General features: G+C 77.4%; 19 protein-coding genes and 2 pseudogenes. 17 read left to right on the top strand and 4 right to left on the bottom strand.

The genetic code is table 11. From position 1 onward, the window contains the following. Position 1: 1 nt before the first annotated feature. The 12 genes and pseudogenes from FXF52_RS26550 to FXF52_RS26605 form a co-directional block, all read left to right on the top strand. Positions 2-2332, top strand: a pseudogene (locus FXF52_RS26550) (VWA domain-containing protein); the annotation flags it as partial. Beyond that, on the top strand, positions 2332-2943 hold the full coding sequence (gene cobO, locus FXF52_RS26555) for a cob(I)yrinic acid a,c-diamide adenosyltransferase (RefSeq protein ID WP_148801061.1): 612 nt from the start codon (positions 2332-2334) through the stop codon (positions 2941-2943). The pseudogene FXF52_RS26550 and the gene cobO, both read left to right, overlap by 1 nt. Next, entirely contained in the window at positions 2937-4313 is a 1377-nt protein-coding gene (locus tag FXF52_RS26560; protein WP_148801062.1) for a cobyrinate a,c-diamide synthase, read from the top strand. The genes cobO and FXF52_RS26560 overlap by 7 nt, the downstream gene beginning before the upstream one ends. Beyond that, positions 4310-5068 (top strand): precorrin-2 C(20)-methyltransferase, encoded by a 759-nt coding sequence (cobI, locus tag FXF52_RS26565; RefSeq protein ID WP_148801063.1) that lies wholly within the window; start codon positions 4310-4312, stop codon positions 5066-5068. The genes FXF52_RS26560 and cobI overlap by 4 nt, the downstream gene beginning before the upstream one ends. After that, on the top strand, positions 5065-5967 hold the full coding sequence (gene cobM, locus FXF52_RS26570) for a precorrin-4 C(11)-methyltransferase (RefSeq protein ID WP_255472370.1): 903 nt from the start codon (positions 5065-5067) through the stop codon (positions 5965-5967). Before cobI ends, cobM begins: the two co-directional genes overlap by 4 nt. Continuing rightward, positions 5964-7109 (top strand): cobalt-precorrin-5B (C(1))-methyltransferase, encoded by a 1146-nt coding sequence (locus FXF52_RS26575; RefSeq protein ID WP_148801064.1) that lies wholly within the window; start codon positions 5964-5966, stop codon positions 7107-7109. Before cobM ends, FXF52_RS26575 begins: the two co-directional genes overlap by 4 nt. Continuing rightward, complete coding sequence (gene cbiE / locus FXF52_RS26580) at positions 7106-8395, top strand: precorrin-6y C5,15-methyltransferase (decarboxylating) subunit CbiE (protein ID WP_148801065.1); 1290 nt, start codon at positions 7106-7108, stop codon at positions 8393-8395. Before FXF52_RS26575 ends, cbiE begins: the two co-directional genes overlap by 4 nt. Then, a complete protein-coding gene (gene cobJ, locus FXF52_RS26585; RefSeq protein WP_148801066.1) occupies positions 8392-10221 on the top strand; it encodes a precorrin-3B C(17)-methyltransferase in 1830 nt (609 codons plus the stop codon). The genes cbiE and cobJ overlap by 4 nt, the downstream gene beginning before the upstream one ends. Then, positions 10209-10382 (top strand): annotated as a pseudogene (locus tag FXF52_RS43295) (4Fe-4S binding protein); the annotation flags it as partial. The gene cobJ and the pseudogene FXF52_RS43295, both read left to right, overlap by 13 nt. Positions 10383-10522: 140 nt before the next feature. After that, positions 10523-11116: a precorrin-8X methylmutase gene (locus tag FXF52_RS26595; RefSeq protein ID WP_148801067.1), complete on the top strand. Its 594-nt coding sequence runs from the start codon at positions 10523-10525 to the stop codon at positions 11114-11116. Further along, positions 11113-12780 carry a uroporphyrinogen-III C-methyltransferase gene (gene cobA / locus FXF52_RS26600; RefSeq protein WP_148801068.1) on the top strand — a complete coding sequence of 556 codons (1668 nt, stop codon included), beginning with the start codon at positions 11113-11115 and terminating at the stop codon, positions 12778-12780. Before FXF52_RS26595 ends, cobA begins: the two co-directional genes overlap by 4 nt. Before the next feature lie 434 nt (positions 12781-13214). Further along, a complete protein-coding gene (locus FXF52_RS26605; protein WP_148801069.1) occupies positions 13215-16277 on the top strand; it encodes a BTAD domain-containing putative transcriptional regulator in 3063 nt (1020 codons plus the stop codon). 56 nt (positions 16278-16333) lie between these two features. On the opposite strand, the gene crcB is transcribed toward FXF52_RS26605, so the two are convergent. From crcB to FXF52_RS26620, 3 genes are all read right to left on the bottom strand, one after another. After that, complete coding sequence (crcB, locus tag FXF52_RS26610; RefSeq protein ID WP_148801070.1) at positions 16334-16696, bottom strand: fluoride efflux transporter CrcB; 363 nt, start codon at positions 16694-16696, stop codon at positions 16334-16336. Then, positions 16693-17175 (bottom strand): CrcB family protein, encoded by a 483-nt coding sequence (locus FXF52_RS26615; RefSeq protein ID WP_148801071.1) that lies wholly within the window; start codon positions 17173-17175, stop codon positions 16693-16695. Before FXF52_RS26615 ends, crcB begins: the two co-directional genes overlap by 4 nt. Before the next feature lie 183 nt (positions 17176-17358). Further along, on the bottom strand, positions 17359-18582 hold the full coding sequence (locus FXF52_RS26620; protein ID WP_148801072.1) for an MFS transporter: 1224 nt from the start codon (positions 18580-18582) through the stop codon (positions 17359-17361). 137 nt (positions 18583-18719) lie between these two features. Between FXF52_RS26620 and FXF52_RS26625 the strand changes: the two genes are divergently transcribed. From FXF52_RS26625 to FXF52_RS26645, 5 genes are all read left to right on the top strand, one after another. Continuing rightward, positions 18720-19169 (top strand): MarR family winged helix-turn-helix transcriptional regulator, encoded by a 450-nt coding sequence (locus FXF52_RS26625; protein ID WP_148801073.1) that lies wholly within the window; start codon positions 18720-18722, stop codon positions 19167-19169. Between the two features lie 109 nt (positions 19170-19278). Further along, a complete protein-coding gene (gene paaK, locus FXF52_RS26630; protein WP_148801086.1) occupies positions 19279-20586 on the top strand; it encodes a phenylacetate--CoA ligase PaaK in 1308 nt (435 codons plus the stop codon). Position 20587: 1 nt separating this feature from the next. Further along, on the top strand, positions 20588-21016 hold the full coding sequence (gene paaI / locus FXF52_RS26635; RefSeq protein WP_148801074.1) for a hydroxyphenylacetyl-CoA thioesterase PaaI: 429 nt from the start codon (positions 20588-20590) through the stop codon (positions 21014-21016). Between the two features lie 48 nt (positions 21017-21064). Then, positions 21065-22171 carry a nucleotide disphospho-sugar-binding domain-containing protein gene (locus FXF52_RS26640; protein WP_148801075.1) on the top strand — a complete coding sequence of 369 codons (1107 nt, stop codon included), beginning with the start codon at positions 21065-21067 and terminating at the stop codon, positions 22169-22171. Positions 22172-22226: 55 nt separating this feature from the next. Then, the gene (locus FXF52_RS26645; RefSeq protein WP_148801076.1) at positions 22227-22793 is read left to right on the top strand and encodes a dienelactone hydrolase family protein; all 567 of its coding nucleotides are present in this window, start codon (positions 22227-22229) and stop codon (positions 22791-22793) included. Positions 22794-23612: 819 nt separating this feature from the next. Here the strand turns inward: FXF52_RS26645 and FXF52_RS26650 are convergent. Beyond that, positions 23613-25847: an adenylate/guanylate cyclase domain-containing protein gene (locus FXF52_RS26650; protein WP_148801077.1), complete on the bottom strand. Its 2235-nt coding sequence runs from the start codon at positions 25845-25847 to the stop codon at positions 23613-23615. Positions 25848-25946: the final 99 nt, after the last annotated feature.

Raw genomic sequence — 25946 nt, forward strand, 5'->3', positions numbered from 1 at the left:
ATATCCGTTCAGCGCGGTGCTCGGCATGGCCGAGATGCGCCTCGCCCTGCTGCTCAACGCGGTCAGCCCGGCCATTGGCGGGGTGCTCGTGCGCGGCGAGAAGGGCACCGCCAAGTCCACCGCGGTCCGGGCCCTGGCCGCGCTGCTGCCCCCGGTCGACCGGGTCGACGGGTGCCGTTTCGCCTGCGACCCGGCCGCCCCGGACCCGGGCTGCCCGGACGGGCCGCACCCGGCCGGGTCGGCCGCCGAGCGCCGCCCGGCCCGCCTGGTCGAGCTGCCGGTCGGCGCCGCCGAGGACCGGGTGGTCGGCTCGCTCGACCTGGAACGCGCCCTCGCCGAGGGGGTACGCGCCTACGAGCCCGGCCTGCTCGCCGCCGCTCACCGCGGCGTGCTCTACGTCGACGAGGTCAACCTGCTCCACGACCACCTGGTCGACCTGCTCCTGGACGCCGCCGCGATGGGCCGCTGCCACGTCGAGCGGGAGGGCGTCTCGGTCAGCCACGCCGCCCGGTTCCTGCTGGTCGGCACCATGAACCCGGAGGAGGGGGAGCTGCGCCCGCAGCTGCTCGACCGGTTCGGGCTCACCGTCGAGGTGGCCGCCAGCCGTGACCCCGCCGTACGCGTCGAGGTGGTCCGCCGCCGGCTCGCCGCCGACGCCGACCCGGCCGGCTTCGCCGCCCGCTGGGCCGACGCGGACGCCGAGGTGGCCCGCCGGGTCGCCGCCGCCCGCCACCGGTTGCCCGCCGTGGCGCTGCCCGACGCGGCGCTGCGCCAGATCGCCGAGGTCTGCGCCGCGTTCGACGTGGACGGCATGCGGGCCGACATCGTCACCGCGCGGACCGCCGTCGCCCACGCCGCCTGGCAGGGCCGGGACCGGGTGGCCGTCGAGGACGTCCGGGTCGCCGCCCGGCTCGCCCTGCCGCACCGCCGCCGGCGGGACCCCTTCGACACGCCGGGCCTCGACGAGCAGCGCCTGGACGAGGCGCTGCGCCGGGCCCGGGACGAGCACCCGGACGACGACCCGGACGACGACGGGCCGGGCGGCGGATCCCGCCCGGACGGCGGTCCCGGCGGGCCGGCCGGCGGCCCCACCGACGGCCTGGGCGGGGGAGCCGAGGGCGGGGCGCCCGACGGGCGGGGCTCGGGCGAGCGCCCGGGTGCGCCGGATGACGGGCGACGGGACGGCCGGTGGCTGGTCAACGGCCGGGACGGCCAGCCCGGCGGGTCCGGCGACGACGGCCGCGGCGGGGTCGAGCGCGACGACCGGTTCACCCGGTCGGGCGGCGACGGCTGGGGCGGGTCCGGCGGCGACGCGTCCGCTTCCGACGGGCCCGGCCGAGCGGGCGACGCCGACGGGTCCGGCGGTGACCCCGACGCCGATCGGCGCGGCCGCGCGGGTGATGACGCTCCGGGCCAGGGCGCCGACCGGAACGGGCCGGGTGCCCGGCGGGCCCGGTCCGCTGGCCGGCCGGGGGAGCCGGACGGCGCCGGGCGGCCCGGCACGGTGGCCGTACCCGATCGGGGGCTGCGGGCGCGGCTGCTGACCGCGCCCGGAGTTGGCGAGGGGGTGCCCGGCCGGCGCTCCCGGGCGCGCACCGGGCGCGGCCGGACCACGGGCGCCCGGGTGCCCGCCGGACGGCCCGGCGCGCTGCACCTGCCGGCCACCGTCCGGGCCGCGGCCCCGCACCAGGCCGCCCGTGGCCGGCACGGCGGGCCGCTGCGGCTACAGCCGGACGACGTGCGCGAGGCGGTCCGCGAGGGACGCGAGGGAAACCTCGTCCTGTTCCTGGTCGACGCCAGCGGGTCGATGGGCGCCCGGCAGCGGATGAGCGCGGTCAAGGGGGCCGTGCTCGCCCTGCTCACCGACGCGTACCAGCGCCGGGACAAGGTGGCCGTGGTCGCCTTCCGGGGCGCCGGGGCGCACACCCTGCTGCCGGCCACCTCCTCGGTGCTGGCCGCCTCGACCCGGCTGGGCGAGCTGCCCACCGGTGGGCGTACCCCGCTCGCCGAGGGACTGCTCGCGGCGGCCGAGCTGCTCCGGGTGGAGCGGCTGCGCGACCCGAAGCGGCGTCCGCTGGTCCTGGTCGTCACCGACGGGCGGGCCACCGCTGGTGCGCGCCCGCTCGACCGGGCCGCCCGGGCAGCCGCGGTGCTCGCCGCGACCGGCGCGCCCTGCGTGGTCGTCGACTGCGAGTCCGGCCCGGTCCGCCTCGGCCTGGCCCGCCGCCTCGCCGCCCAGCTCCGCGCCCCCCACCACCCCCTAGCCGCCCTGACCACGGATCCGCTCGTCGGCCTCGCCGCCGCCGGCCCGACCCCCAGGAGTGCCCGCTGATGCCGCAGGGGAAGCCGACCCACGTGCCCGCCGACGGGCTGACCACCCGGCAGCGGCGGAACCGGCCGCTGCTCATCGTCCACACCGGACAGATGAAGGGGAAGTCGACCGCGGCCTTCGGGCTGGCGCTGCGGGCCTGGACGGCCGGGCTGCCGATCGGCGTGTTCCAGTTTGTCAAGAGCGCCAAGTGGCGGGTGGGGGAGGAGAACGCCTTCCGCGCCCTCGGCGAACTGCACGCGCGCACCGGCCAGGGCGCCCCGGTGACCTGGCACAAGATGGGCGAGGGCTGGTCCTGGATCCAGCGCGGCGAGGCCGCCGACCACGCCGCCGACGCCCGGGAGGGCTGGCGGCAGATCCAGCGCGACCTGGCCGCCCAGCGCTACGGCCTCTACGTGCTCGACGAGTTCACCTACCCGATGACGTGGGGCTGGGTCGACATCGACGAGGTGGTCGAGACGCTGCGCAACCGGCCCGGCTTCCAGCACGTGGTGATCACCGGCCGGCACGCCGACCCGCGCCTGGTCGAGGCGGCCGACCTGGTCGCCGAACTGGTCAAGGTCAAGCATCCGATGGACGCCGGCCAGAAGGGCCAGAAGGGCATCGAATGGTGACCCCGCCGCCCGGCCCGGCGGACCCGTGGGCGCTGCCCCGGCTGGTCGTCGCCGCCCCGGCCAGCGGACACGGCAAGACCACCGTGGCCACCGGGCTGCTCGCCGCGCTGCGCCGCCGGGGCCTCGCGGTCAGCCCGCACAAGGTCGGCCCCGACTACATCGACCCCGGCTACCACGCCCTCGCCGCCGGCCGCCCCGGCCGCAACCTCGACCCCTGGCTGGTCGGGCCGGAGCGGATCGCCCCGCTGCTGCGCCACGGCGCCAGCGTCCCCACCCCCGCCGACGTCGCCGTCGTCGAGGGGGTGATGGGGCTGCACGACGGCGCCGTGGGGCGCGGCGCGTACGCCTCCACCGCGCACGTCGCCCGGCTCGTCGCGGCGCCGGTGCTGCTGGTCCTGGACACCACCGCGCAGGGGCGGTCCGCCGCCGCGCTGGTGCTCGGCATGCGCGCCTTCGACCCCGCCGTCCGCATCGGCGGGGTGATCCTCAACCGGGTCGGCTCGCCCCGGCACGAGACCCTGCTGCGCGACGCGCTCGCCGAGGTGGGCGTACCGGTGCTCGGGGCGGTGACCCGGGCCGCCGAGGTGAGCGCCCCCGCGCGCCACCTCGGGCTGGTGCCGGTGGCCGAGCGGGCGCCCGAGTCCGTCGCCGTGGTGGCCGCGCTCGCCGACCTGGTCACGTCCACCGTGGACCTCGACGCCGTGCTCGACCTGGCGCGTACCGCGCCGCCGCTGACCGAGCCGGCCTGGGACCCGGTCGCCGCCGTGGGCGGTCCCGCCGGCACCGCCCGCCCGGTCGTCGCGGTCGCCGGCGGCCCGGCCTTCACCTTCTCGTACGCGGAGACCGCCGAACTGCTCACCGCGGCCGGCGCGGACGTGGTGACCGTCGACCCGCTGCGCGACCCGGGCCTGCCGCCCGGCACCCGGGCCGTGGTGGTCGGTGGCGGCTTCCCCGAGGTGCACGCCGACGCCCTCGCCGGCAACGCCGCGCTCCGCGCCGAGCTGGCCGGGTTCGCCGGTCCGATCATCGCCGAGTGCGCCGGGCTGCTCTACCTCGGTCGCGCCCTGGACGGGGTGCCGATGTGCGGGCGGCTCGACCACACCGCCCGGATGACCGGCCGGCTCACCCTGGGCTACCGCGACGCCGTGGCCGCCGCCGACTCCCCGGTGCACCACGCCGGCGACCGGGTACGCGGGCACGAGTTCCACCGCACCGTCACCGACCCCGGGCACGGCGACCGTCCGGCGTGGCGCTGGGACGACACCGCCCACGGCTTCGTCGCCGGCCGGGTGCACGCCTCCTACCTGCACACCCACTGGGCCGGCCACCCGTACGCGGCCCGCCGGCTGGTCGAGGCGGCGAGCTGGTGAGCGCCGACACCGCCACCCTGACCGGGGTCGGGGTCGGCCCCGGCGACCCGGAACTGCTCACCCTCCGGGCGGTCCGGGTGCTGCGCGAGGCCGACGTGGTCTTCGTACCCGTGCTGGACCGGCACGCCGCGGACCCGGACGCCCCCGCCAGCCGGGCCGAGACGGTGGTCCGGGCGCACGTGGCCGCGGACCGGCTGCGCCGACTGCCGTTCGCGCTGGACGACCGGGGCGGGGTGACCACCCGCCGGGAGCGGGCCTGGGACGCCGCCGCCGAGGGCGTGGTCGCGGCGGTCGACGCGGGCGCCCGGGCGCTCGCCTTCGCCACCATCGGCGACCCGAACGTCTACTCCACCTTCGGCTACCTCGCCGACGGGGTCCGGGCCCGGCGGCCGGCGGTCCGGGTCCGCACCGTGCCCGGGATCACCGCCATGCAGGAGTTGGCCGCCCGCGCCGGCGTGCCGCTCTGCGAGGGGCGGGAACCGCTGACCCTGCTGCCCGCCACCGCCGGGCTCGCGCCGGTCGCCGACGCGCTCGCCGGCCCCGGCACCGTCGTCGTCTACAAGGGCTGGCGCCGCCACCCCGACCTCGTCCACGAGCTGCGCCGGCAGGGCCGGCTCGGCGACGCCGTGCTCGGCCGCGCGCTCGGCCTGCCCGACGAGCGGGTCGGGCCGGTGGACGCCGACGCCGACGACCTGCCGTACCTGTCGACGCTGCTGGTGCCGGCCCGCCGGGACCGGCGGGGAGGAAAACTGTGACCACCAGCGGAAAGGTCTGGTTCGTCGGGGCCGGCCCCGGCGCCGCCGACCTGCTCACCCTGCGCGCCGCCCGGGTGATCGGCACGGCCGACGTGGTGATCTGGGCGGCCAGCCTGGTCCACGCCGACGTGCTCGCCCACGCCCGCCCGGACGCCGAGCTCGTCGACTCCTCGCAGCTGCCCATCGAGGGGGTGCTGCCGCTCTACCGGCGGGCCGCCGCCGAGGGGCTGACCGTGGCCCGGATCCACTCCGGCGACCCGGCGCTGTGGGGCGCGGTGCAGGAGCAGCTCGACCTGTGCACCGCGCTCGGGCTGGCCGTGGAGATCGTCCCCGGGGTCTCCTCGTTCACCGCCGTCGCCGCCCTGGTCGGCCGGGAACTGACCATCCCCGAGGTGGCCCAGTCGGTGATCCTCACCCGGCTGGAGGGCGGGAAGACGCCGATGCCGCCGGGGGAGCGGGTCCGGGACTTCGCCCGGCACGGCACCACCATGGCGCTCTTCCTCTCCGCCGCTCGCTCCGGGCAGGCGCAGGCCGAGCTGCTGGCCGGCGGCTACCCGCTGGAGACCCCGGTGGTGGTCGCCTACCAGGCGACCTGGCCGGACGAGCTGGTGGTCCGCTGCACCCTCGCCGAGCTGGCGGCGACCGTCAAGGCGCACAAACTGTGGAAGCACACCCTGTTCCTGGTCGGGCCGGCGCTCGCCGCCGAGGGCACGCGGTCGCACCTCTACCATCCCGGCCACTTCCACACCTTCCGCCGGGCCGAACCCGCCGCCCGCACGGCGCTGCGCCGCACCCGCGCCGGCCAGCCCGCCGCCGGGCGATCCGCCGACGACCCGGCCGCCCGCGGGGAGGACATGCCCGCTGCCGATCCCGCCGCCACGGCCGGGGACGGTCGATGACCTACGCCGAGCCGCCGCTGCGCGAGCCGGACCTGCCGCGTACGGCGAAGGTCCGGCCCACCGCGCTGCGCACCGGCTGGACCACCGGCGCGTGCGCCACCGCGGCGACCAAGGCGGCCCTGACCGCGCTGGTCACCGGCGTGCCGCAGCGGGCGGTGGAGATCGGCCTGCCCGCCGGCCGGCGGGTCAGCTTCGCGGTAGCCCGCTGCGACGTCGAGCCGGCGCGGCGGGCCGAGGCGGTGGTGGTGAAGGACGCCGGGGACGATCCGGACGTCACCCACGGTGCCGAACTCACCGCCACCGTCGCCTGGCGGGACGAGCCCGGGCTGCGCCTCGACGGCGGGCCCGGCGTCGGCACGGTCACCCGGCCGGGGCTGGGACTGCCGGTGGGCGGGCCCGCCATCAACGAGACCCCGCGCCGCATGATCGGCCAGGCCGTCGCCGAGGTGGTCGACCTGGCCGAGGTCGGCGTCCGCGTGGTGATCAGCGTGCCGCGCGGCGAGATCATGGCCCGGAAGACCACCAACCGGCGGCTCGGCATCCTCGGCGGCATCTCCATCCTCGGCACCACCGGGATCGTCCGTCCCTTCTCCACCGCCTCCTGGCGGGCCAGCGTGGTGCAGGCCGTGCACGTGATGGCCGCCCAGGGGGAGCGGACCGTGGTGCTCTGCACCGGCGGGCGGACCGAGCGGGCGGCCCGGGCGCTGCTGCCGGAGCTGCCCGAGGTGTGCTTCGTGGAGGTGGGCGACTTCACCGGGGCGGCCGTCACCGCCGCCGTCGGCGACGGGATGACCGGGGTGGTCTTCGTCGGCATGGCGGGCAAGCTGGCCAAGCTCGCCGCGGGCGTCCTGATGACCCACTACACCCGGTCCAAGGTGGACCTGTCGCTGCTCGGCGCGATCACCGCCGAGGCCGGCGGTGACGCCGGACTGGTCGGCGCGGTCGCCGCCGCCAACACCGGCCGGCACGCGTACGAGCTGTGGGCGGCCGCCGGGCTGCTCCGGCCCGCGGGGGACCTGCTCTGTCACCGGGTCCGGCAGGTGTTGCGCCGCTTCGCCGGCCACGCCGTCACCGTGGACGTGGCCATGGTGGACTTCGCCGGTGCCGGCGTGGTGGCCTGCTCGGGGCGGTGGGCGGCATGACCACGTCGCCGACACCATCGGCGGACGCCGTACTCGGGACGGCGGCGGAGCCCGCCGGGGCGGTGGTGACCCTCGTCGGGATGGACGCCACCGGCCGGCCTGACCATCCCGCGCTCGCCGCGGCCCTCGCCGGCGCCGGGCTGGTCGTCGGCGCGGCGCGGCACCTGGCCGCCGTGCCCGTCCCGCCGCGCTGCGCGACCGTGCTCCTCGGGCCGCTCGCCCCCGCCCTGCGCCGGCTCGCCGCCGCGGTCGCCGCCGGCACCCCCGCCGTCGTGCTGGCCAGCGGCGACCCCGGGTTCTTCGGCATCGTCCGGCGGGTGCGGGCGGCCGGCCTCCCGGTGCGCGTGCTGCCCGCCGTGTCCAGCGTCGCCGCCACGTTCGCCCGGGCCGGCCTGTCCTGGGACGGTGCGGCCGTGGTCAGCGCGCACGGGCGCGACCTGGGGCCCGCGCTCAACGCCTGCCGGGCGCTGCCCGTCGTGGCGGTGCTCACCGCTCCCGGCGCCGGGGCGGCCGAGCTCGGCGCCGGGCTGGCCGGCTGGTCCCGCCGCCTGGCCGTGGCCGAGCAGCTCGGCACGCCGGACGAGCGGCTCACCTGGACGACTCCCGAGCAGGCCGCCGCGACGGTCTGGGCCGACCCGCACGTCGTGCTCAGCCTCGCCCCGGACGCGGTTCCGGCCGACCGGATACGCGCCGACAACCAGCCCGCCGCCGCGCCCGCCGGGGGCTGGGCGTTGCCCGAGTCCGCGTACGCCCACCGCGCCTCCATGATCACCAAGGCGGAGGTGCGCGCACTCGTGGTGGCCCGGCTGCGGCCCCGCCTCGGCCGGCTGCTCTGGGACGTCGGCGCCGGCAGCGGCTCGGTCGGCATCGAGTGCGCCCTGCTCGGCGCGGCGGTCATCGCCGTGGAACGCGATCCGGACGCGCCGATCCGGGCCAACGCCGCCCGGCACGGCGTCGACGTCCGGGTGGTGGCCGGCGCCGCCCCGGCGGCCCTGGACGCCCTGCCCGACCCGGACGCGGTCTTCGTCGGCGGGGGCGGCACAGACGTGCTCGCCGCGGTGGCCGCCCGCCGCCCGCCCCGGGTGGTGGCCGCCCTCGCCGCCCTGGACCGGGTGGCCCCGGCCGTCCACCTGCTGCGCGCCGCCGGGTACGCGGTCGAGGGCAGCCAGCTCGCCGCCGCCCGCCTCGCCGACCTGCCCGGCGGCTCCCTGCGGCTCGCCGCCACCAACCCGGTCGTCGTGCTCACCGGCGAGCTGCCGGAACCGTCCGCCTGGAGAAAGCCATGAGCACACACTCGAACCTGTTCACCGACCCGTCCGCTACTGGAGACGTTGAGCGGGGACCCCTCCTGGTCGGACTCGTCGCGGCCACCGCCGCCGGCCGCCGGCACGCCGGCACCCTCGCCGCGGCCTGGCCGCACGCCCGGCTCGTCGAGGCGGCCACCACCGCCGACGCGCTGCGGGCCGCCTGGGCGGAGTGCGACGCGGTGGTGGCGTTCCTGGCCACCGGCGCGGTGGTCCGGATCCTCGCCCCGCTGCTCGGCGACAAGCGCACCGACCCGGCCGTGGTGGTGGTCGACGAGGCGGCCCGGCACGCGGTGGCCCTGCTCGGCGGGCACGCCGGAGGCGCCAACGCCCTCGCCGCCCAGGTCGGTGCGCTGCTGGACGCCCGGCCCGTGGTCACCACCGCCACCGACGCGGTCGGCCTGCCCGGGCTGGACACCCTCGGCTGGCCGGTGGAAGGGGCGGTGGCTGCGGTGTCCCGGGCGCTCCTCGACGGCGAGCCGGTCCGGCTGGTCGCCGACGCCGCCTGGCCGCTGCCCGCCCTGCCGGCCAACGTCCGGGTCGAGGTCGAGCCGCCCGCCGGCATCGAGGCGCCGGTCTCGGTCGCCGCCGTTCCCGCCCAGCCCGCCCCGGCCCGCCCGGCGGACGGGCGGCAGCGCGACGCGGGCTGGCGGATCCTGGTCACCGACCGGCTGGTGCCGCTGGACGACCGGACCGTGGTGCTGCGGCCCCCGTCCCTGGTCGCCGGCATCGGGTCCAGTCGGGGCGTACCCGCCGACGAGGTGAGCGGCCTGCTGCGCCGGGCGCTCGCCGACGCCGGCCTGAGCCCGGCCAGCCTGCGCCACCTGGCCAGCGTGGACGTCAAGGCCGACGAGGCGGGCATCCGGGCCACCGCCGGGGCGTACCGCGTACCCCTGGTGACCTGGCCGGCGACGGAGCTGGCGGCGGTCGACGTGCCGCACCCCAGCGAGGTGGTCCGCGCCGCGGTCGGCACGCCGAGCGTCGCGGAGGCCGCGGCGCTGCGCGGCGGCGGCACCCTGCTGGTGCCCAAGACCGCCTCGGCGATGGCCACCGTCGCGATCGCCCGGCACGCCCCGCGCGGCCGCCTCGCGCTCGTCGGGCTCGGCCCCGGCGCGGCCGACCTGCGCGCCCCGCGCGCCGTCGCCGAGCTGCGCCGGGCCGCCGTGGTCGTCGGCCTCGACCAGTACGTCGACCAGGTCCGCGACCTGCTCCGCCCCGGCACCCGGGTGCTGGCCAGTGGCCTCGGGGCGGAGGAGGCGCGGGCCCGGGCCGCGGTCGCCGAGGCCACCGCCGGCCACGCCGTCGCGCTGGTCGGGTCCGGCGACGCCGGGGTGTACGCGATGGCCAGCCCCGCCCTCGACCACGCCGACGACCGGATCGACGTGGTCGGGGTGCCCGGGGTGACCGCCGGGCTCGCCGCGTCCGCCCTGCTCGGCGCGCCGCTCGGGCACGACCACGCCTACCTGAGCCTGTCCGACCTGCACACCCCGTGGGCGGTGATCGCCCGCCGGGTGGCCGCCGCCGCCGAGGCGGACTTCGTGGCAGTGCTCTACAACCCGCGCAGCCGGGCCCGGGACTGGCAGCTGGGGGAAGCGCTGAAGACCTTCGCCGCGCACCGCCCGCCGCACACCCCGGTCGGGGTGGTACGCCAGGCCAGCCGGCCCGGCGAACGCGTCCACCTGGCCACCCTCGCCACCCTCGATCCCGCGCTGGTCGACATGTACAGCGTGGTCGTGGTCGGCAGCTCGCAGACCCGGGTGGTCGCCGGCCGGATGGTCACCCCGCGGGGCTACCGGTGGCGGGAGTGACCGCCGCCCGGGTGACCGTCGGCGCCTGCCAGGGCTGCGGCGCCTGCCTGCTCACCTGCCCCGTGCACGCCATCCGCCCCACCCCCGACGGCCTGCGGGTCACCGACCGCTGCACCGGCTGCCTGGAGTGCCTGGAGATCTGTCCGGTGGACGCCATCCGCGTCGACCCCGACCCGGAGGAGAGCGATGACCTCGACCGCGACGCCACACGGCGACGACCGGCGCTACGGACGGGTGGACTCGTGAGCGCGTGGAGCGAGCCGGGGCGGCCCGCCACGCGGCCCCGAACCGGGGTGGCGCGGTGAGCCGGGTCGTGCACCCGATCGAGGCGGAGTCGTACCGGATCCTGCGCGCGCGGGTGGACCTGTCCCACCTGCCGCCGCTGACCCGGGCGGTCACCGAGCGGGTGGTGCACGCCAGCGCCGACCTCGACTATGTCACCGACCTGGTCTGCGCCGAGGAGGCGCTCGCCGCCGGGCTGGCCGCGCTGCGGGCCGGGGCGCCGATCGTCACCGACGTGTGGATGGTCGCCGCCGGGATCACCCGGGCCGGGCGGGATCTCGTCTGCCCGGTCGCCGAACCGGCCACCGCGGACCTGGCCCGCGCCGCCGGCCTCACCCGGTCGGCGGCGGCGGTGCGGATCGCGTACCAGCGGGTCGGCGCCGGCGCGGTCTGGGTGGTCGGCTGCGCCCCGACCGCGCTGGTGGAACTGATCGAACTGGCGGTGGCGCCGGCGCTGGTGATCGGGCTGCCGGTCGGGTTCGTCGGGGCCGCCGAGTCCAAGGCGGCGCTGCGGGCCAGCGGCCTGCCCGCCGTGTCCAACGTGGGGGAGAAGGGCGGCTCGGCGGTCGCCGCCGCCGCCGTCAACGCCCTGCTGTACCAGGAGGAAGAGTGAAGGACCGTACCCCGCTGCTCATCGTCGGGCACGGCACCCGCAGCGCGGCCGGTGTCGCCCAGTTCGCCGCGCTCGTCGAGCGGATCCGCCGCCGGGGCGTGGTCGACGACGTCGACGGCGGCTTCATCGAGCTGTCCCGTCCGCCGCTCACCGACGCGGTCGGCGCGCTGGTCGGGCGGGGGCATCGGCACCTGGTCGCGCTGCCCCTGGTGCTGGCCGCGGCCGGGCACGGCAAGGGCGACATCCCCGCCGCCCTCGCGCGGGAGCGGCAGCGCCACCCCGGCCTGCGGTACGCGTACGGCCGGCCGCTCGGGCCGCACCCGCTGCTGCACGACACCCTGGCCGACCGGATCGACGCGGCGCTGGCCGGCGCCGACCGGGCCGGCACCTGGGTCGCCCTGATCGGGCGGGGCTCCACCGACCCGGACGCCAACGCCGAGGTCGCGAAGGTGGCCCGGCTGCTCTGGGAGGGGCGCGGTTACGCCGGCGTCGAACCGGGCTTCATCTCGCTCGCCGAGCCGTCCGTGCCCGTCGTGCTGGAGCGGTTGCGCCGGCTCGGCGCCCGCCGGATCGTGGTCGCCCCGTACTTCCTCTTCGCCGGGGTTCTGCCGGACCGGATCGCGGCGCAGGCCCGGGAGTTCGCCGTCGACCACCCGGGGCTGGACGTCCGCGTCGCCGACCTGATCGGCGACTGCGACCCCCTGGCGGACCTGGTGCTGGAACGGCACGCCGAGGCGCTGCGCGGGGACATCCGGATGAACTGCGACACCTGCGCGTACCGGGTGGCGCTGCCCGGGTTCGTCGACAAGGTGGGCCGGCCGCAGACCCCGCACCACCACCCCGACGACCCGGCCGACGGGTCCGGCCACCACCACCATCCCCATCACGACCACCACCACGAGCCGGCGCTGCGTCCCGGCCAGGTCGCCGTCGTGGGCGGCGGCCCCGGCCCCGACGACCTGATCACCGTACGCGGGCAGGCGCTGCTGGACGCCGCGGACGTGGTGGTGGCCGACCGGCTCGCCCCGGCCGGGCTGCTGCGCCGGCTGCGCCCCGGCGTGCTGCTGGTGGACGCGGCCAAGGTGCCCCGCGGGCCGTCGATGGCGCAGGACGCCATCAACGACACGCTGATCGCGCACGCCCGGGCCGGGAAGCGGGTGGTCCGCCTCAAGGGCGGCGACCCGTACGTCTTCGGGCGCGGCCACGAGGAGGTGCTGGCCTGCGCGGCGGCCGGGGTGCAGATCGTGCTGGTCCCCGGGGTGAGCAGCGCCGTCGCCGCCCCCGCCCTGGCCGGGGTGCCGGTGACCCACCGCGGGGTGGCGCACGACGTCACCGTGGTCTCGGGGCACCTGCCGCCCGGGCACCCGGACTCCCTGGTGGACTGGGTGGCGCTGGCCCGCGCCCGGGGCACGGTGGTGCTGCTGATGGCGGTGGAGACCATCGCGAAGATCGCGGCGGCGCTGGTCGAACACGGCCGCGCCCCGGACACCCCGGTGCTGGTGGTCCGGGACGCCGGGCAACCCGGCCAGCGGACCTGGTCGTCGCGGCTGGACGAGGTGGGCGGGCTCGCCGCCCGGGAGGACATCGCGCCGCCGGCGGTGTTCGTCGTCGGCCCGGTGGTCGACCTGCGGCTGGCCGGCGGGCCGGCCGGCCCGGTTCCGTAGTCCGGGCCGGCCGCCCCCGAGGCGGATGGGTTGCCGCCCATCCGCCGTCCCCGCCGGTCAGGTACGGACACCCGGCGCCGAGCGGAGCACGGCGGTGAACGCCGCGATCCGCTCGGCGCCGGCGACCCGGTTCCGGGTCATGCCCACGCCGAGTCGGCCCGCCCGACGGTCACCGTGGCCGCGTGGCCGGTCACCACGACCGCGCCCGCCCCCATGCCCGGCCGGCGTGGGCCGGGCCGCCTGATCGTCGTCACTCGCCGTCCCCCCATCAGAGGTCGCCGGAGCGGTCCCTGCCGGCCGCGCCCACGCCCAGGACGGCCCAGGCGTCCGGCCGGCGGCACGAGCCTGCCTTCCCGCCCGTGCAGCCTCCTTGCAACCGGCTTGCAACGGGTGCACCGCGGACCGGCATACTCCGGCAGCGGGGAGGTTGGCCGATGGAGTTCCGGATCCTGGGCGCGGTGGAGGTGTGGTCCGAGCAGACCCGCGTCGACGTCGGTGGGCGACAACCGCGGCTCGTTCTCGCGGCGCTGCTGCTGGAGCCGGACCGGGTCGTACCGGTCGACCGGCTGATCGACCTGGTCTGGGGCGAGTCGCCGCCGCCGAGCGCCCGAGGCACCCTGCAGGCGCTGGTCTCCCGGCTGCGTACCGTCCTCCGCCGGATCGGCGCGCCGGTGGAGATCGTGAGCCGCGGTGCCGGCTACCTCGTGCGGGTGGACCCCGACACGGTCGACGCGCACCGGTTCACCGCGCTGACCGCGCGGGCCCGGACCGCCGGCGACGAGGCCGCGGTCGAGCTGCTCGACCGGGCGCTGGGCCTCTGGCGGGGGGAGGCGCTCGCCGACGTCGCCGACGACGACGTACGCCACCGGCTCTGCGCCGGGCTGACGGAGGCCCGGTGGACGGCGGTGGAGGACCGGGCGGAGGCGCTGCTGCGGCTGGGGCGTGCCCGGCAGGTGGTCGGCGAACTGACCGACCAGGTCGCCCGGCAGCCCGGCCGCCAGCGGCTGGTCGGCCGGCTCATGCTCGCCCTGCACCGGGAGGGCCGCGCCGACGAGGCGCTGGCCACCTACCAGCGGGTGCGGGCCCTGCTCGCCGAGGAGCTCGGCCTCGACCCCGCGCCCGAACTGCGGCGCCTCCAGCAGCTCATCCTCCGGGCCGACCCGGCCTTGGGCCTGCCCGGCGGCGCCGGCCGTGCCGCGATCCGTCCCGCCGAGCTCCCCCACGACGTGCCCGGCTTCACCGGTCGGGACGCCGACCTCGCCCGGCTGGACGCCACCCTGCACGAGCCGTCCACCGGCACCCGGATCTGGGTGGTCAGCGGCACGGCGGGGGTCGGCAAGACGGCCCTGGCGGTGCACTGGGCGCACCGGGTACGCGACGCCTTCCCCGACGGCCAGCTCTACCTCGACCTGCGCGGCTTCGACGCCGAGCGGGAGCCGGTCCCGCCCTCCGCGGCGCTCGCCCAGCTCCTGGGTGGGCTCGGCGTCGGCCCGGGGGCCGTCCCCGACGAGCTGGACGCACGGGCGGCGCTGTTCCGCTCCCTGCTGTCCGGGCGGGACGTCCTGCTGGTGCTGGACAACGCCCGCGACGTGGGCCAGGTGCTGCCGCTGATCCCGTCCGTCGGCACCGTGCTGGTCACGAGCCGGCACCGCCTCGGCGAACTCGTGGTGCGGGCCGGCGCCCGGACGCTGCCGCTGGACGTGCTCACCCCGACGGACTCGGCACGCCTGCTGGCCGCGCTGCTGGGTGACCGGGCCGTCCAGGCCGAGGCCGCCGCGGCGGCCCAGCTCGCCCGGCTCTGCGGACACCTCCCGCTGGCCCTGCGGATCGCGGCCGCCAACCTGCAGGCCGACGGGGAGCCACAGATCGCCGGGCTGGCCCGGGAACTCGCCGAGGGCGACCCGCTGGCGGGGCTCACCGTCGACGGTGCCGAGGAAGGGGCGGTGACCAAGGCGTTCGCGCTGTCGTACCGGGCGCTGCCGGGGGAGCAGCGGCGGATGTTCCGCCGGCTCGGGCTGGTGCCCGGATCGAGCTTCGCCGCTGGGGCGGCGGGTGCCCTGGTCGCGGCGGCGCCGGCCGTGGCCGAACGGCTGCTGCGAGCGCTCGTCGCGGCCCACCTGGTCGAGGCGCAACCCGGCGGGCGGTACCGCTGCCACGACCTGCTCCGCCGGTACGCGGTCGACCGGGTCACCCGGGAGGAGGACAGCACGCGGCGGGGCCGGGCCCGACAGCGCCTCCTCGACCACTACCTCGAGACCGCGGACGCGGCGGGCCGCCGGCTCATCCCGCACTTCGTCCGGCTGCCGCGCCCGGTCCCGGCGGACCCGTTCCCCACCACGGAGGCGGCGCTGGCCTGGCTCGACGCCGAGTGGACGAACGTGACCGCGGCGGTGGAACAGGCCGCCCGGCACGGCCCCCGCCGGTACGCCTGGCACCTCACCGACGCGCTGCGGGCCTACTTCCACCAGCGGGGGCGCCGCGAGGAGTGGCTGGCGGCGGCGACGGTCGCGTTGGCGGCCGCCCGGGCCGAGGACGATCCGCGGGCGCAGGCCGCCATGCACCAGAGCATCGCCCTGGTGCACGTCACCAGCGGACGGTACGACGAGGCCCGGCTGCACCTGCTCGACGGGCTGCGGATCGACGTCGGGGACGACTGGCCGGAGGGGCGCGCCGGGATGCTGAACAACCTGAGCGCGGTGCACCAGCGCCTCGGCGACCCGCAGGCGGCGCTCACCTGCGCCCGCCGCTCGCTGGAACTCAACCGGCAGCTCGGCATCGACGGCGGGGAGGTCATGTCCCTGGCCAACCTCGGCTTCGCGTACTGGCAGCTGGGCGAGTTGGCGGAGGCGGACGAGCACTTCCGGGCGGCGCTGGAGCGGGGCGAGCGGGCCGGAGCCCGGTACAACGTGGCCGTCCTCCTGGTCGACCTGGCGAACGCCCGCCGGGACCTCGGCGACCACCACGCCGCCGAGGAACTGTACGCACGGGCCCTCGTGGCCAACCGCGAGCTCGGTTACCGCTACGGCGAGGCGACCGCCCTGGCCGGCCGGGCGGTGCTCTGGTGCGCGACGGGCCGGGCGGCGGCGGCCCGGCCCGACGCCGAGCGGGCGGTGGCGCTCACCCGGGAGATCGGCGACACCGGCACCGAGGCGTGGACGCTGGACGCGCTCGGCCGGGTCCTGCTGGCGCTGGGCCGGCCGACCGAGGCCGCGGCGGAGCACCACCGGGCCCTGGAGCTGGCCCGACGGACCCGGTTCTGCTGGGGCGAGGCGACCGCCCTGGCCGGCCTCGCCGACGCCGGGCTGGCCGCCGGCGACCTCGACGCGGCCCGCGAACACGGCCGCGCCGCGTCAGCCCTGGCGGTGCGGGCCGGCTACCGGTTGATCGAGATCCGGGCCGCGCGCGTGCTCGCCCGGGTGGCCGAGGCGTCCGGCGACGTGGTGCGGGCGGCCCGCCCGGACGAGCGGGCCGGGCGCCCGGCGCGGGAGACCGGGTAGCCGGCGGAGCAGTGCTCTGGCTCCTCCTGGCGACACGCGGTGGCCTGCCAGGCCGGTCAGCCGATGAACGCGCGGGCGAGCGCGTAGCCCAGGGTGGCCGCGCCCAGCCCGGCGAGTACGCTGGCCAGCACGTTCGCCACGGCGTGGCGGCGGGCGCCGGTGCGGGCCAGCCGCAGCGTCTCGTAGCTGAGCGTGGACCAGGTGGTCAGCGCGCCGCAGAAGCCGGTGCCGACCAGTGCGGTCACCGCCGGGCTCGCCGGCACCGCGGCCACCGCGCCGAGCAGCAGCGAGCCGGCCACGTTGACGGTCAGCGTCCCCCACGGGAAGGGCGAGCCGTGCCGGGCCTGCACCGCCCGGTCGGTCAGGTAGCGCAGCGGGGCGCCGAGCGCGGCCCCGATCGCGATCAGCAGGACGGTCACCGCCGCTCCCCGGCACCGGCCCGGGCCAGCACCAGGCCGGCCGCCGCGTCCCCCACCCACACGGCAAGGAGCGCCCCGACCAGGGTCGCCGCGAGGTACGCCAGCGCGATGCCCGGCGCCCCGGCGGCCACCGCCCGCTGCACGTCCACCACGTAGGTGGAGAAGGTGGTGTAGCCGCCGAGCACCCCGACGCCGAGGAACGGCCGGACCAGCGGGCCGGCCGGGCGGGCGGTGAGCACCGCCATCAGCACGCCGATCAGCAGGCAGCCGGTGAGGTTGACGCCGAAGATGGCCCACGGGAAGCCGGTGGGCGGGCGCGGGAAGGCCGCCTGGAGACCGGCCCGGGCCAGCGCGCCGAGCACGCCCCCGGCCGCGATGGCGCCCAGCACCGCCGCCGGGTGGGCGGTCAGTTCCCCGCGGTCGGCGGGTACGCGCAGGTCGACGTCCGGGTCGACGCGGCGTTCGGGTGGTCGTGTCACAGTGCCTCCCCACCAGGACGGGCATCACTGGCAGGGACCGTTGGCGAGCGTGTCGCGGTTCTCCCGGCACAGCCGGGACGGCGGGCCCCACCGCCGGTCCCGCGAGCATAACCCCGCCGCCGGACCGGTCCCGGGCGGCTCCGCCCGCGGTCCCGCTCGCCGCGGTCCCACCGCGGGTGACGGTCAGGCGGCGGCGTCGACCAGCTCGCGGGTGGGCGAGGCGCCGGCCGTCGACCGGCGGGCGTGCCGCTCGGCGACCAGCAGCACGGCGAGGCCGAGCAGGGTGAGCCCGGCACCGGCCCAGATCGGGGCGGTGAAGCCGAGCCCGGCGCTGATGGCCAGCCCGCCGATCCAGGCGCCGAGGGCGTTGCCGACGTTGAAGGCGGCGATGTTCGCGCCGGAGGCCAGGGTGGGGGCGTGGTGGGCGTACTTCATGATCCGCATCTGCAGCGGCGGCACGGTGGCGAAGCCGAACGCGCCCATCAGCACCAGCGAGACTACGGTCAGCGCCGGGCTGCCGGCGGCCAGCGTGAAGCCGACGAGCACCGCGGTGAGCACCGCCAGCACGGTGACCAGGGTGCGGGACAACGACGCGTCGGCGGCCCGGCCGCCGGCCAGATTGCCGACGAAGAGCCCGAAACCGAAGAGGACCAGCAGCCACGGCACGGTCGCGGTGGCGAAGCCGCTCACCTCGGTCAGCGTGTACGCGATGTAGGTGAACGCGCCGAACATGCCGCCGAAGCCGAGGACGGTGACCACCAGCGAGAACCAGACCTGTGGCCGGGTGAAGGCGCGCAGTTCGCCGCGCAGCCCGCCGGTGGGTGCCGCCTCGGTGGCCGGCCCGCGCCCGGGCACCAGCAGGGCCAGCCCGACCAGCGCGACCAGCCCGATGCCGGTGATCGCCCAGAAGGTGGCGCGCCAGCCGAAGTGCTGGCCGAGGAAGGTGCCGAACGGCACGCCGAGCACGTTGGCGATGGTCAGGCCGGTGAACATCAGCGCGACGGCGCCCGCCCGGCGGGCCGGCGGGACCAGGCCGGCGGCCACCACCGCGCCGATGCCGAAGAACGCGCCGTGGCACAGTGCGGCGACGATCCGGCCGGCCAGCATGGTGGCGTAGTCGCCGGCCAGGGCGGAGAGCAGGTTGCCGGCGATGAAGAGCACCATCAGGCCGAGCAGCACGTGCTTGCGGCGGAGCCGGGTGACGGCGGCAGTGAGCGCGACCCCGCCGATGGCGACGCTGAGGGCGTACCCGGAGATCAGCCAGCCCGCGGCCGACTCGCTGACCGCGAAGTCGGCGGCGACCTGAGGGAGCAGCCCCATGATCACGAATTCGGTGAGGCCGATCCCGAAGGCTCCGATCGCCAGGGCGAGCAGACCGCCGGGGAGTGCGGTCGAGCGGTGAGACATTCCGTTCCCATCCGTGTGACAAAAGATTAAGCGCGCATGCAACTACTCGCGCGAGCAACGAAATAGTTGCACGCGCTGCCTATCGGCGCAAGCGTGCTAGCCTGGGGAGACGTCCAGATCACACCGGAGGGGGCGGCATGGGGATCGCCGACGACGCGGTCGAGATCCGCGCGCAGGGCTGGCGCACCCTCGCCGCGCTGCACGGCCTGATCGAGACCGCTCTGGAACGTGCCCTCCAGGCCGAGCACGACCTCTCCGTCGTCGAATACACGGTGCTCGACGCGCTCTCCCGCCAGGACGGCTGGCACATGCGGATGCGCCAGCTGGCCCGCGCCGCGGCGCTCTCCGGCAGCGCCACCACCCGCCTGGTCACCCGCCTGGAAGACCGGGGGCTGCTGACCCGGGTCCTCTGCGCGGACGACCGGCGCGGCATCTACACCGAGCTGACCCCGGCCGGCTCCGACCTGCTCGCCCGGGCCCGCCCCACCCACGACCGGGTGCTCGCCGACGCGCTCGCCGAGGCCGAGCGCACCCCGGAGCTGGCGCCCCTGGTCGACGCGCTGCACCGGCTGCCCGCCGCCCGCTGACCGGTCCTCCGGCAGGCCCCTGACCTGGCAGCGCTCACGGTACGGGCGTACGGTGTGCGGCATCGTCCGGCGCTCGGCGGCGCCGAGGATCGTCGTGCAGGAGGCAACCGTGCAGGACCGCACCCCTCGTCCGGAGGAACTGGAGCCCGTCGAGCGGGCGTCCGTGGACGAGCTGCGGGCGGTGCAACTGGACCGGCTGCGTTGGTCGCTGCGGCACGCGTACGACAACGTGCCGCACTACCGCCGGGCCTTCGAGGCGGCCGGGGTCCACCCGGACGACCTGCGCGAGCTGGCCGACCTGGCCCGCTTCCCGTTCACCGGCAAGGCCGAGCTGCGGGAGAACTACCCGTTCGGGATGTTCGCGGTGCCCCGGGAGCGGATCGCCCGGCTGCACGCCTCCTCCGGCACCACCGGCCGCCCCACCGTGGTCGGCTACACCCGCAACGACGTCGCCACCTGGGCGAAGCTGATGGCCCGCTCCATCCGGGCCGCCGGCGGGCGCCCCGGCGACCGGGTGCACGTCGCCTACGGTTACGGGCTCTTCACCGGTGGGCTCGGCGCGCACTACGGCGCCGAGGAGCTGGGCTGCACGGTCATCCCGGTCTCCGGCGGGATGACCGAGCGGCAGGTGATGCTCATCCGCGACTTCGAGCCGGACGTCATCATGGTCACCCCCAGCTACATGCTGGCGATCGTGGACGAGATGGAGCGCCAGGGCGTCGACCCGAGATCCACCTCGCTGCAGGTCGGCATCTTCGGCGCCGAGCCGTGGACCGAGGACATGCGCCGTGAGATGGAGCAGCGCCTCGACATGCACGCCGTCGACATCTACGGCCTGTCCGAGGTGATGGGGCCCGGGGTGGCGGTCGAGTGCGTGGAGACCAAGGACGGTCTGCACCTGTGGGAGGACCACTTCTACCCGGAGATCATCGACCCGGTCACCGGAGCGGTGCTGCCCGACGGTGAGCAGGGCGAGCTGGTGCTCACCTCGCTCACCAAGGAGGCCATGCCGGTGGTCCGCTACCGCACCCGCGACCTGACCCGGCTGCTGCCCGGCAGCGCCCGGACGATGCGGCGGATCGAGAAGATCACCGGCCGGACCGACGACATGATGATCGTCCGCGGGGTGAACGTCTTCCCCACCCAGATCGAGGAGCTGATCCTGCGTACGCCCGCCTTGTCGCCGCACTTCCAGTGCGTGCTGGACCGACAGGGCCGGCTGGACACCCTCACCGTCAAGGTGGAGCGACGGGCCGGGGTGCCCGCCGACGAGGCGGAGCGGGCCGGAGCGGCCCTGGTACAGCAGGTCAAGGACACCATCGGGGTGAGCGTGGCGGTGCAGGTCATCGAGCCCGACGGGGTGGAACGCTCGATGGGCAAGATGCGCCGGATCGTCGACCAGCGGCGGGGGCGTTGAGATGGCGGAACAGGACGGCCGCACGGCGGCCCACGACATGTTCGACGCCGACGTGGCCTCCAAGGGGCTCGGCATCGAGCTGGTCTCGGCCGGCGACGGCACGGCGGTGGCCCGGATGCGGGTCACCGCGACCATGCTCAACGGCCACGCGATCGGCCACGGCGGCTTCGTCTTCCTGCTCGCCGACACCGCGTTCGCGCTGGCCTGCAACAGCCACGGCCCGGCCACCGTAGCCGCCGGCGGCGAGATCAGCTTCCTCCGTCCGGTGCGCGAGGGCGACCTGTTGGAGGCCCGGGCCACCGAGCGGGTCCGCTACGGCCGCAGCGGCATCTACGACGTCACGGTCTGGCGGGACGACGAGGTGGTCGCCGAGTTCCGCGGCCGCAGCCGCACCCTGTCCCGGGACACGCGGGGCGGCGCGGCCGGCTGAGCCCCGCCGTGTCCCCACCGGACGGTGGACCCGGCCTAAGATCGGGGCATGCGTGTGCTGGTGGCGTCCGCGCCCCTGATCGGTCACGTGTTCCCGCTGCTGCCGCTCGCCCTCGCCCTGCGCGACGCCGGGCACGAGGTGCTGGTCGCCACGGCGGCCGACGGCCTCGCCGCGGCCCGGTCCGGCCTGCCGGTCCGCGACGTCGCCCCGGCGTTCGACTTCGGACGGATCGCTCGCGGCGTCCTGCTGCGGCATCCGCTGATCGCGCGGGCCGAGCTGGCCGGTACGGCCGGCACCCGCGGCGCCGCCCTCCTCTTCGGGCAGGTCAACGACGAACTCGCCGACGGCCTGGTCGCCCTGGCCCGGGAATGGTCCCCCGACGTGGTGATGTACGAGCCGTTCGCGGCGGCCGGCGCGCTCGCGGCCGCCCGGGTCGGCGTCCCGGCGGTACGCCACGAGAACTCGCTCTTCGACGGGCGCGAGCTGGTCCGGGTCACCACGGCACGGCTCACCCGGGCGCTGCGCCGGAACCACGTCGCCGCGATCCCACCACCCGCCGGGGCGATCGCCGTCGCCCCGCCAAGCGTGGTGACCCAGGACGGCTGGCCGATGAGATACGAGCCGTACGGCGGCGGGGAGCTGCCGGCCTGGTTGCGCGAGCCCGGGGAGCGGCCGCGGGTGCTGGTCAGCCGGAGCACCGTGGCCGGTCCCGGCGGGGCGGGCCCGATGCGGGCCGTGGTCGCCGCCGCCGATCGGGTGGACGCCGAGTTCGTCCTGGTCCGGCCGCACGGGCGGCTGGCCCGCTCGGCGTTGCCGGCCAACGTCCGGACCGTCGACTGGATCCCGCTCAACGCCGCCCTGCCGGCCAGCGCGGCGCTGGTCCACCACGGCGGCGCGGGCAGCGTGCTCGGCGCGCTGGTCGCCGGGGTGCCGCAACTCGCCACCACCGGTCCGGGCGACCGCCGGTACAACGCCACCCTGGCGGCGAACCGGGGCGCCGGCATCGCCGCGCCGGCCGGCGGGATCAGCGCTGACGTCCTGACCCGGCTGGTCACCGACACCCAGCTCGCCGCCGCTGCCCGGCAGGTGAGCCGGGAGATCGCGGCGATGCCGCCGCCGGCCGAGCTGGTGGCCCGGATCGAGTCCCTGGGCTGAGCTGCCACCGGCGCGGCTGCCCGATCTGCCGGCGGCCCGGCAGCAGGATGAGCCGATGGCACACATCCTGCTGTTGCACTCCGTCTACGGGCTGCGACCCGCCGTGCTGGCCGCCGCCGACCGGCTGCGCGCCGCCGGGCACGAGGTGACCACCCCGGACCTGTACGGGCTGCCGGCCGTCGACACCGTCGAGGACGGCTTCGCCCTGCTCGACAAGGTCGGCCGGGACACCGTGCTGGGGCGGGCGCGCGCGGCGGCGCGGGACCTCCCGGCCGAGACGGTGCTCGCCGGCTTCTCGATGGGCGCCGGGGTGGCCGGAGCGCTGCTCGCCGAGCGGCCGCAGGCGGCGGCGCTGCTCCTGCTGCACGGCACCGGCGCCGATCCCGAGTCGGTGCGCCCGGGCCTGCCGGTGCAACTGCACCTCGCCGACCCCGACGAGTACGAGCCGCCGGACGAGCTGGACGAGTGGCGACGGGCGATGACCGCCGCCGGCGCCGAGCTGTCCGTGTACCGCTACCCGGGGCCTGGCCACCTCTACACCGACCCCGAGGTGCCCGACCACGACGCCTTGGCGGCGGCGCTGACCTGGGACCGCGCCCTGACGTTCCTCGCCGCCTGCTGAGCCTCGGCGCGGGGTCACCGCCGCTGCCGGTTTCCGGTCCCGCCGCGTCCGGGGCGACCTGCGCGTGTCCGGTCGCCGGCATGGTGCTGTCCCTGGCGCTGTTGTTGCCGGGCTGCGCCTGTCGGAGCTGCTGCGGCCGCTGTCGTCGCAGACGAGCGCGCGTAGCGGGTCCAGCTCGCTGGTTGCGCAGCTCGGTCTGGTTGCGCGCCCCCGGCCGGCGCTGCAGCACCGGATGCACGTGCGGGCGTCGTCCGTCGGAGTGCTCCTGCCGACGCTACGAACTTGATGACGTGAATGGATCGCCCGGCGGGAGGTTGTCCTCATCAGGCCCTTTCGACCTGATGGCGTGAACGACTCAGCCGATGACGGACGGGCTTGAATCGTTTACGCCATCAGGTCGGTAGGGAGTGACGAGGAACTGGTCCGGCGCTCCGGTAGGGCTCGGCAGATCTGACGGCGGGCACGAGGCGGTGCCAGCGGCGACAGCAGGGAGGAGCCGTCCCTGAACGCCGGCTGGCCGGGGGTGGCAAGGCGGGACAGTGACGGCAGCAGGGAGGGGTCATCCGTGAATGCCGGTGGGGGCGGCGAGGCGGGGCAGCCGCGACCGTAGGAGCGGGTCGTCCGGCCCTCATGAAGGCCCGCCCGGCGGGCAGCGACGACGAGGCGGGCAGCGGCGACAGCAGCGAAAGGGCCTCCGGCGCCCATGACGGCTCGCCGGGACAGCGATGACGAGGTGGGGCAGCGGCCACGGCACGGCCCGGCCGTCCGGGCGGCGCCGGGGCGGAGCGGCCCCGTGCCCGCTCCGCCCCGGCGCCGGGCTCACGCCGCCACGAGCGCCAGCGGCCCGGCGGACGTGCCGGTGCGACCGTGCCCCTGTGGTCGCCGCCGTGCGGTTGTCCCGTACGCCGGTCCCCGGCCCCGTCGCGCCAGGGCCGGCGGCCCGACGGCCGGGAGGGCCTGCCGGCGACCGTCCACCGGGGCGCCGCCCGCCCTGGACGGCCCGGTGTGCGGCAGGCCGGCGTACCGGGAGGGGGACGGTGGGTGGGCTGCCTCCGCGGCGCGGTGCGGAGGCAGCGGAACGAGGACCGGCTTCCGGCGGGCGGCCGGGCCGGTTCCGACCGGCGCCGGGGACCGTCCGGAACCCGGGCGCGGCGGGCGGCCCGCCACCGTCGGGCAGGCAGCCGGGGCGCCGGCGCGGGGGCCGGCAGTCGACCGGCCCGCGAGCCCAGCCGTGGCGGGAATGGCGTCCGGGTGCGCCCCCGCGCCGGTCAGTGGGGTCGGTCCCAGGCCCGCTTCCGCCGGTGCGGCCACCGCCGGCTGCGGGGCGATCCGCCCCCGCCGCGCGAACTCCGCCCGCAGGGCCCGCGGCAGCCGGTTCCGGGCCACCCGGGCCACCGTGGGCTCGGCGATGGCGTACCCGCCGAGGCCGGTCCGGCGCAGCAGGCCGGCCGCGACCAGGCTGCCCAGCACCCGCTCCGCCCGACCGTCCGTCCAGCCGAGCAACCGATCCATCGTCGTGGCCGGGAACTCCGTACCGTGGGCCGCGCCGGCCATCAGCACCGCCCGCTGGTCGCCGTCGAGCCGGTCCAGGCGGGCGTCGACCCGGCGGCGCACGGCGTCCGGCACCGCACCAGGGTCGCCGTCCTCGGCGAGCGCCCGGACGTACGCCTGCGCGGCGGCCGGGTTCCCGCCGGTCAGGGGCAGCAGCTCCCTGGCCAGCGCGGCGGGTCGCCCGGCACGGTCGAGCAGGTGCCGGAGCAGCCGCCCGGTGTCCACCGCACCCAGCGCGGGCAGCGGCACCCGGCGACGCTGGCCGGTGGCCCCGGGCAGCAGGTCGGCCCAGCCCGGACCGTGGGTGGCCACCACGGCCAGGGGCAGTCCCCGCTCGCTCGCCGTGGCGAAGAGGCGGTGCAGAAAGCGGTTCAACGCCGGGGCCGCCCGGTCCAGGTCGTCCACCGCCACCACGGTGGGCTGACCGGCGGCCAGGTCGAGGAGGACCTCCCGCCACACCTCGGCGCCGCGGCCTGCCGCGCCCGCGTCCTGCGGCGCCGCGACGAACTCGGCCAGCGCGTGCGCCGCCGCGCCGCGGTGGGCCGGCGGCAGCAGCCCGTCCAGCGCCGTGGCCAGCCGGCGGCGTACGGTCGGGGTCGGGTCGGTGTCGCGGACCCGGGCGAACGCGCGGACCATGTCGGCCAGCGGCGTCAGGTCCCCCTCGGGGTACGGCGGGCAGTGCGCCATGCACCAGCGGACCGGCGCACCATCCACCGTCGACACCGCGCGGGTCAGCTCGTGCAGCACCCGGCTGCGGCCACTGCCGGCCGGACCGACCAGGGAGACCCAGCGCGGCCGCCGGTCCCGGACCGCACGGGCGATCTCCTCGCCGGCGGCGGCCAACTCGCGGCGCCGGCCGACCAGCGGGCCCCGGTGGCGGGCCGGCCGCGGCCGGGCCACCCCGAGCACCCGCCAGACATCCAGCGGCAGCGCCTTCCCGGCCACCGTCAACGCGGCCAGCGGGCGCTGGTCGACCAGCCCGTCGGTGGCCCGTCGGGTGGCCGCGCAGACCACCACCCCGCCCGGCGGGGCGTACTCCTGGATGCGGGCCGCGGTGGTGATGACGGCGCCGCTGGCGGTGCCGTGCCCGCCGTCGCGGGTGGCGGCCAGGTCGACCAGGGCCTCGCCGGTCGCCACGCCGACGCGCACCCGCAGCCGCAGGCCCGCCGGCGCCCGCCGGTCCAGCGCCTCCTGGATCTCCAGCCCGGCCCGCACCGCCCGGTACGCGTCGAACCCGTCCGACCCGTGCGCCCCGAACAGCGCCATCACCGCGTCGCCGACGTACTTCTCCACCACGCCGTGCCACCGCCGCAGCACGCCGGCGACCGTGCCGAAGTACGCGCGTTGCAGCTCCCGGACGTCCTCCGGGTCGAGCCGCTCGACCAGACCGGTCGAACCGACGATGTCGGCGAAGAGCACGGTGACCGTGCGTCTCTCCTCGGGCACCGGCCAGCGCGCGGCGGTGACGGCTTCCCGACTCCCCACGATCGTGGTCATTGGCATCGCACCCACCCTTTCCCCCCGCCCGGTGCCTGACGACCTCCGAAGACTTTCACCACCGGGTTCTCGGGGGATCGGTAGGACGACGTATGTCGACCACCC

The sequence above is a fragment of the Micromonospora sp. MP36 genome, from assembly GCF_008119785.1.
GTDB lineage: Bacteria > Actinomycetota > Actinomycetes > Mycobacteriales > Micromonosporaceae > Micromonospora.

Bases quoted from the DNA above. Each gene is read 5' to 3' on its own strand.
- FXF52_RS26605 (WP_148801069.1), top strand. From the start codon at position 13,215: ATGGAGTTCCGGATCCTGGGCGCGGTGGAGGTGTGGTCCGAGCAGACC.
- FXF52_RS26650 (WP_148801077.1), bottom strand. From the start codon at position 25,847: ATGCCAATGACCACGATCGTGGGGAGTCGGGAAGCCGTCACCGCCGCG.
- FXF52_RS26560 (WP_148801062.1), top strand. From the start codon at position 2,937: ATGGTGACCCCGCCGCCCGGCCCGGCGGACCCGTGGGCGCTGCCCCGG.
- paaI (WP_148801074.1), top strand. From the start codon at position 20,588: ATGGCGGAACAGGACGGCCGCACGGCGGCCCACGACATGTTCGACGCC.
- cobJ (WP_148801066.1), top strand. From the start codon at position 8,392: ATGAGCACACACTCGAACCTGTTCACCGACCCGTCCGCTACTGGAGAC.
- FXF52_RS26645 (WP_148801076.1), top strand. From the start codon at position 22,227: ATGGCACACATCCTGCTGTTGCACTCCGTCTACGGGCTGCGACCCGCC.
- FXF52_RS26620 (WP_148801072.1), bottom strand. From the start codon at position 18,582: ATGTCTCACCGCTCGACCGCACTCCCCGGCGGTCTGCTCGCCCTGGCG.
- FXF52_RS26640 (WP_148801075.1), top strand. From the start codon at position 21,065: ATGCGTGTGCTGGTGGCGTCCGCGCCCCTGATCGGTCACGTGTTCCCG.
- cobO (WP_148801061.1), top strand. From the start codon at position 2,332: ATGCCGCAGGGGAAGCCGACCCACGTGCCCGCCGACGGGCTGACCACC.
- FXF52_RS26625 (WP_148801073.1), top strand. From the start codon at position 18,720: ATGGGGATCGCCGACGACGCGGTCGAGATCCGCGCGCAGGGCTGGCGC.
- cbiE (WP_148801065.1), top strand. From the start codon at position 7,106: ATGACCACGTCGCCGACACCATCGGCGGACGCCGTACTCGGGACGGCG.
- FXF52_RS26575 (WP_148801064.1), top strand. From the start codon at position 5,964: ATGACCTACGCCGAGCCGCCGCTGCGCGAGCCGGACCTGCCGCGTACG.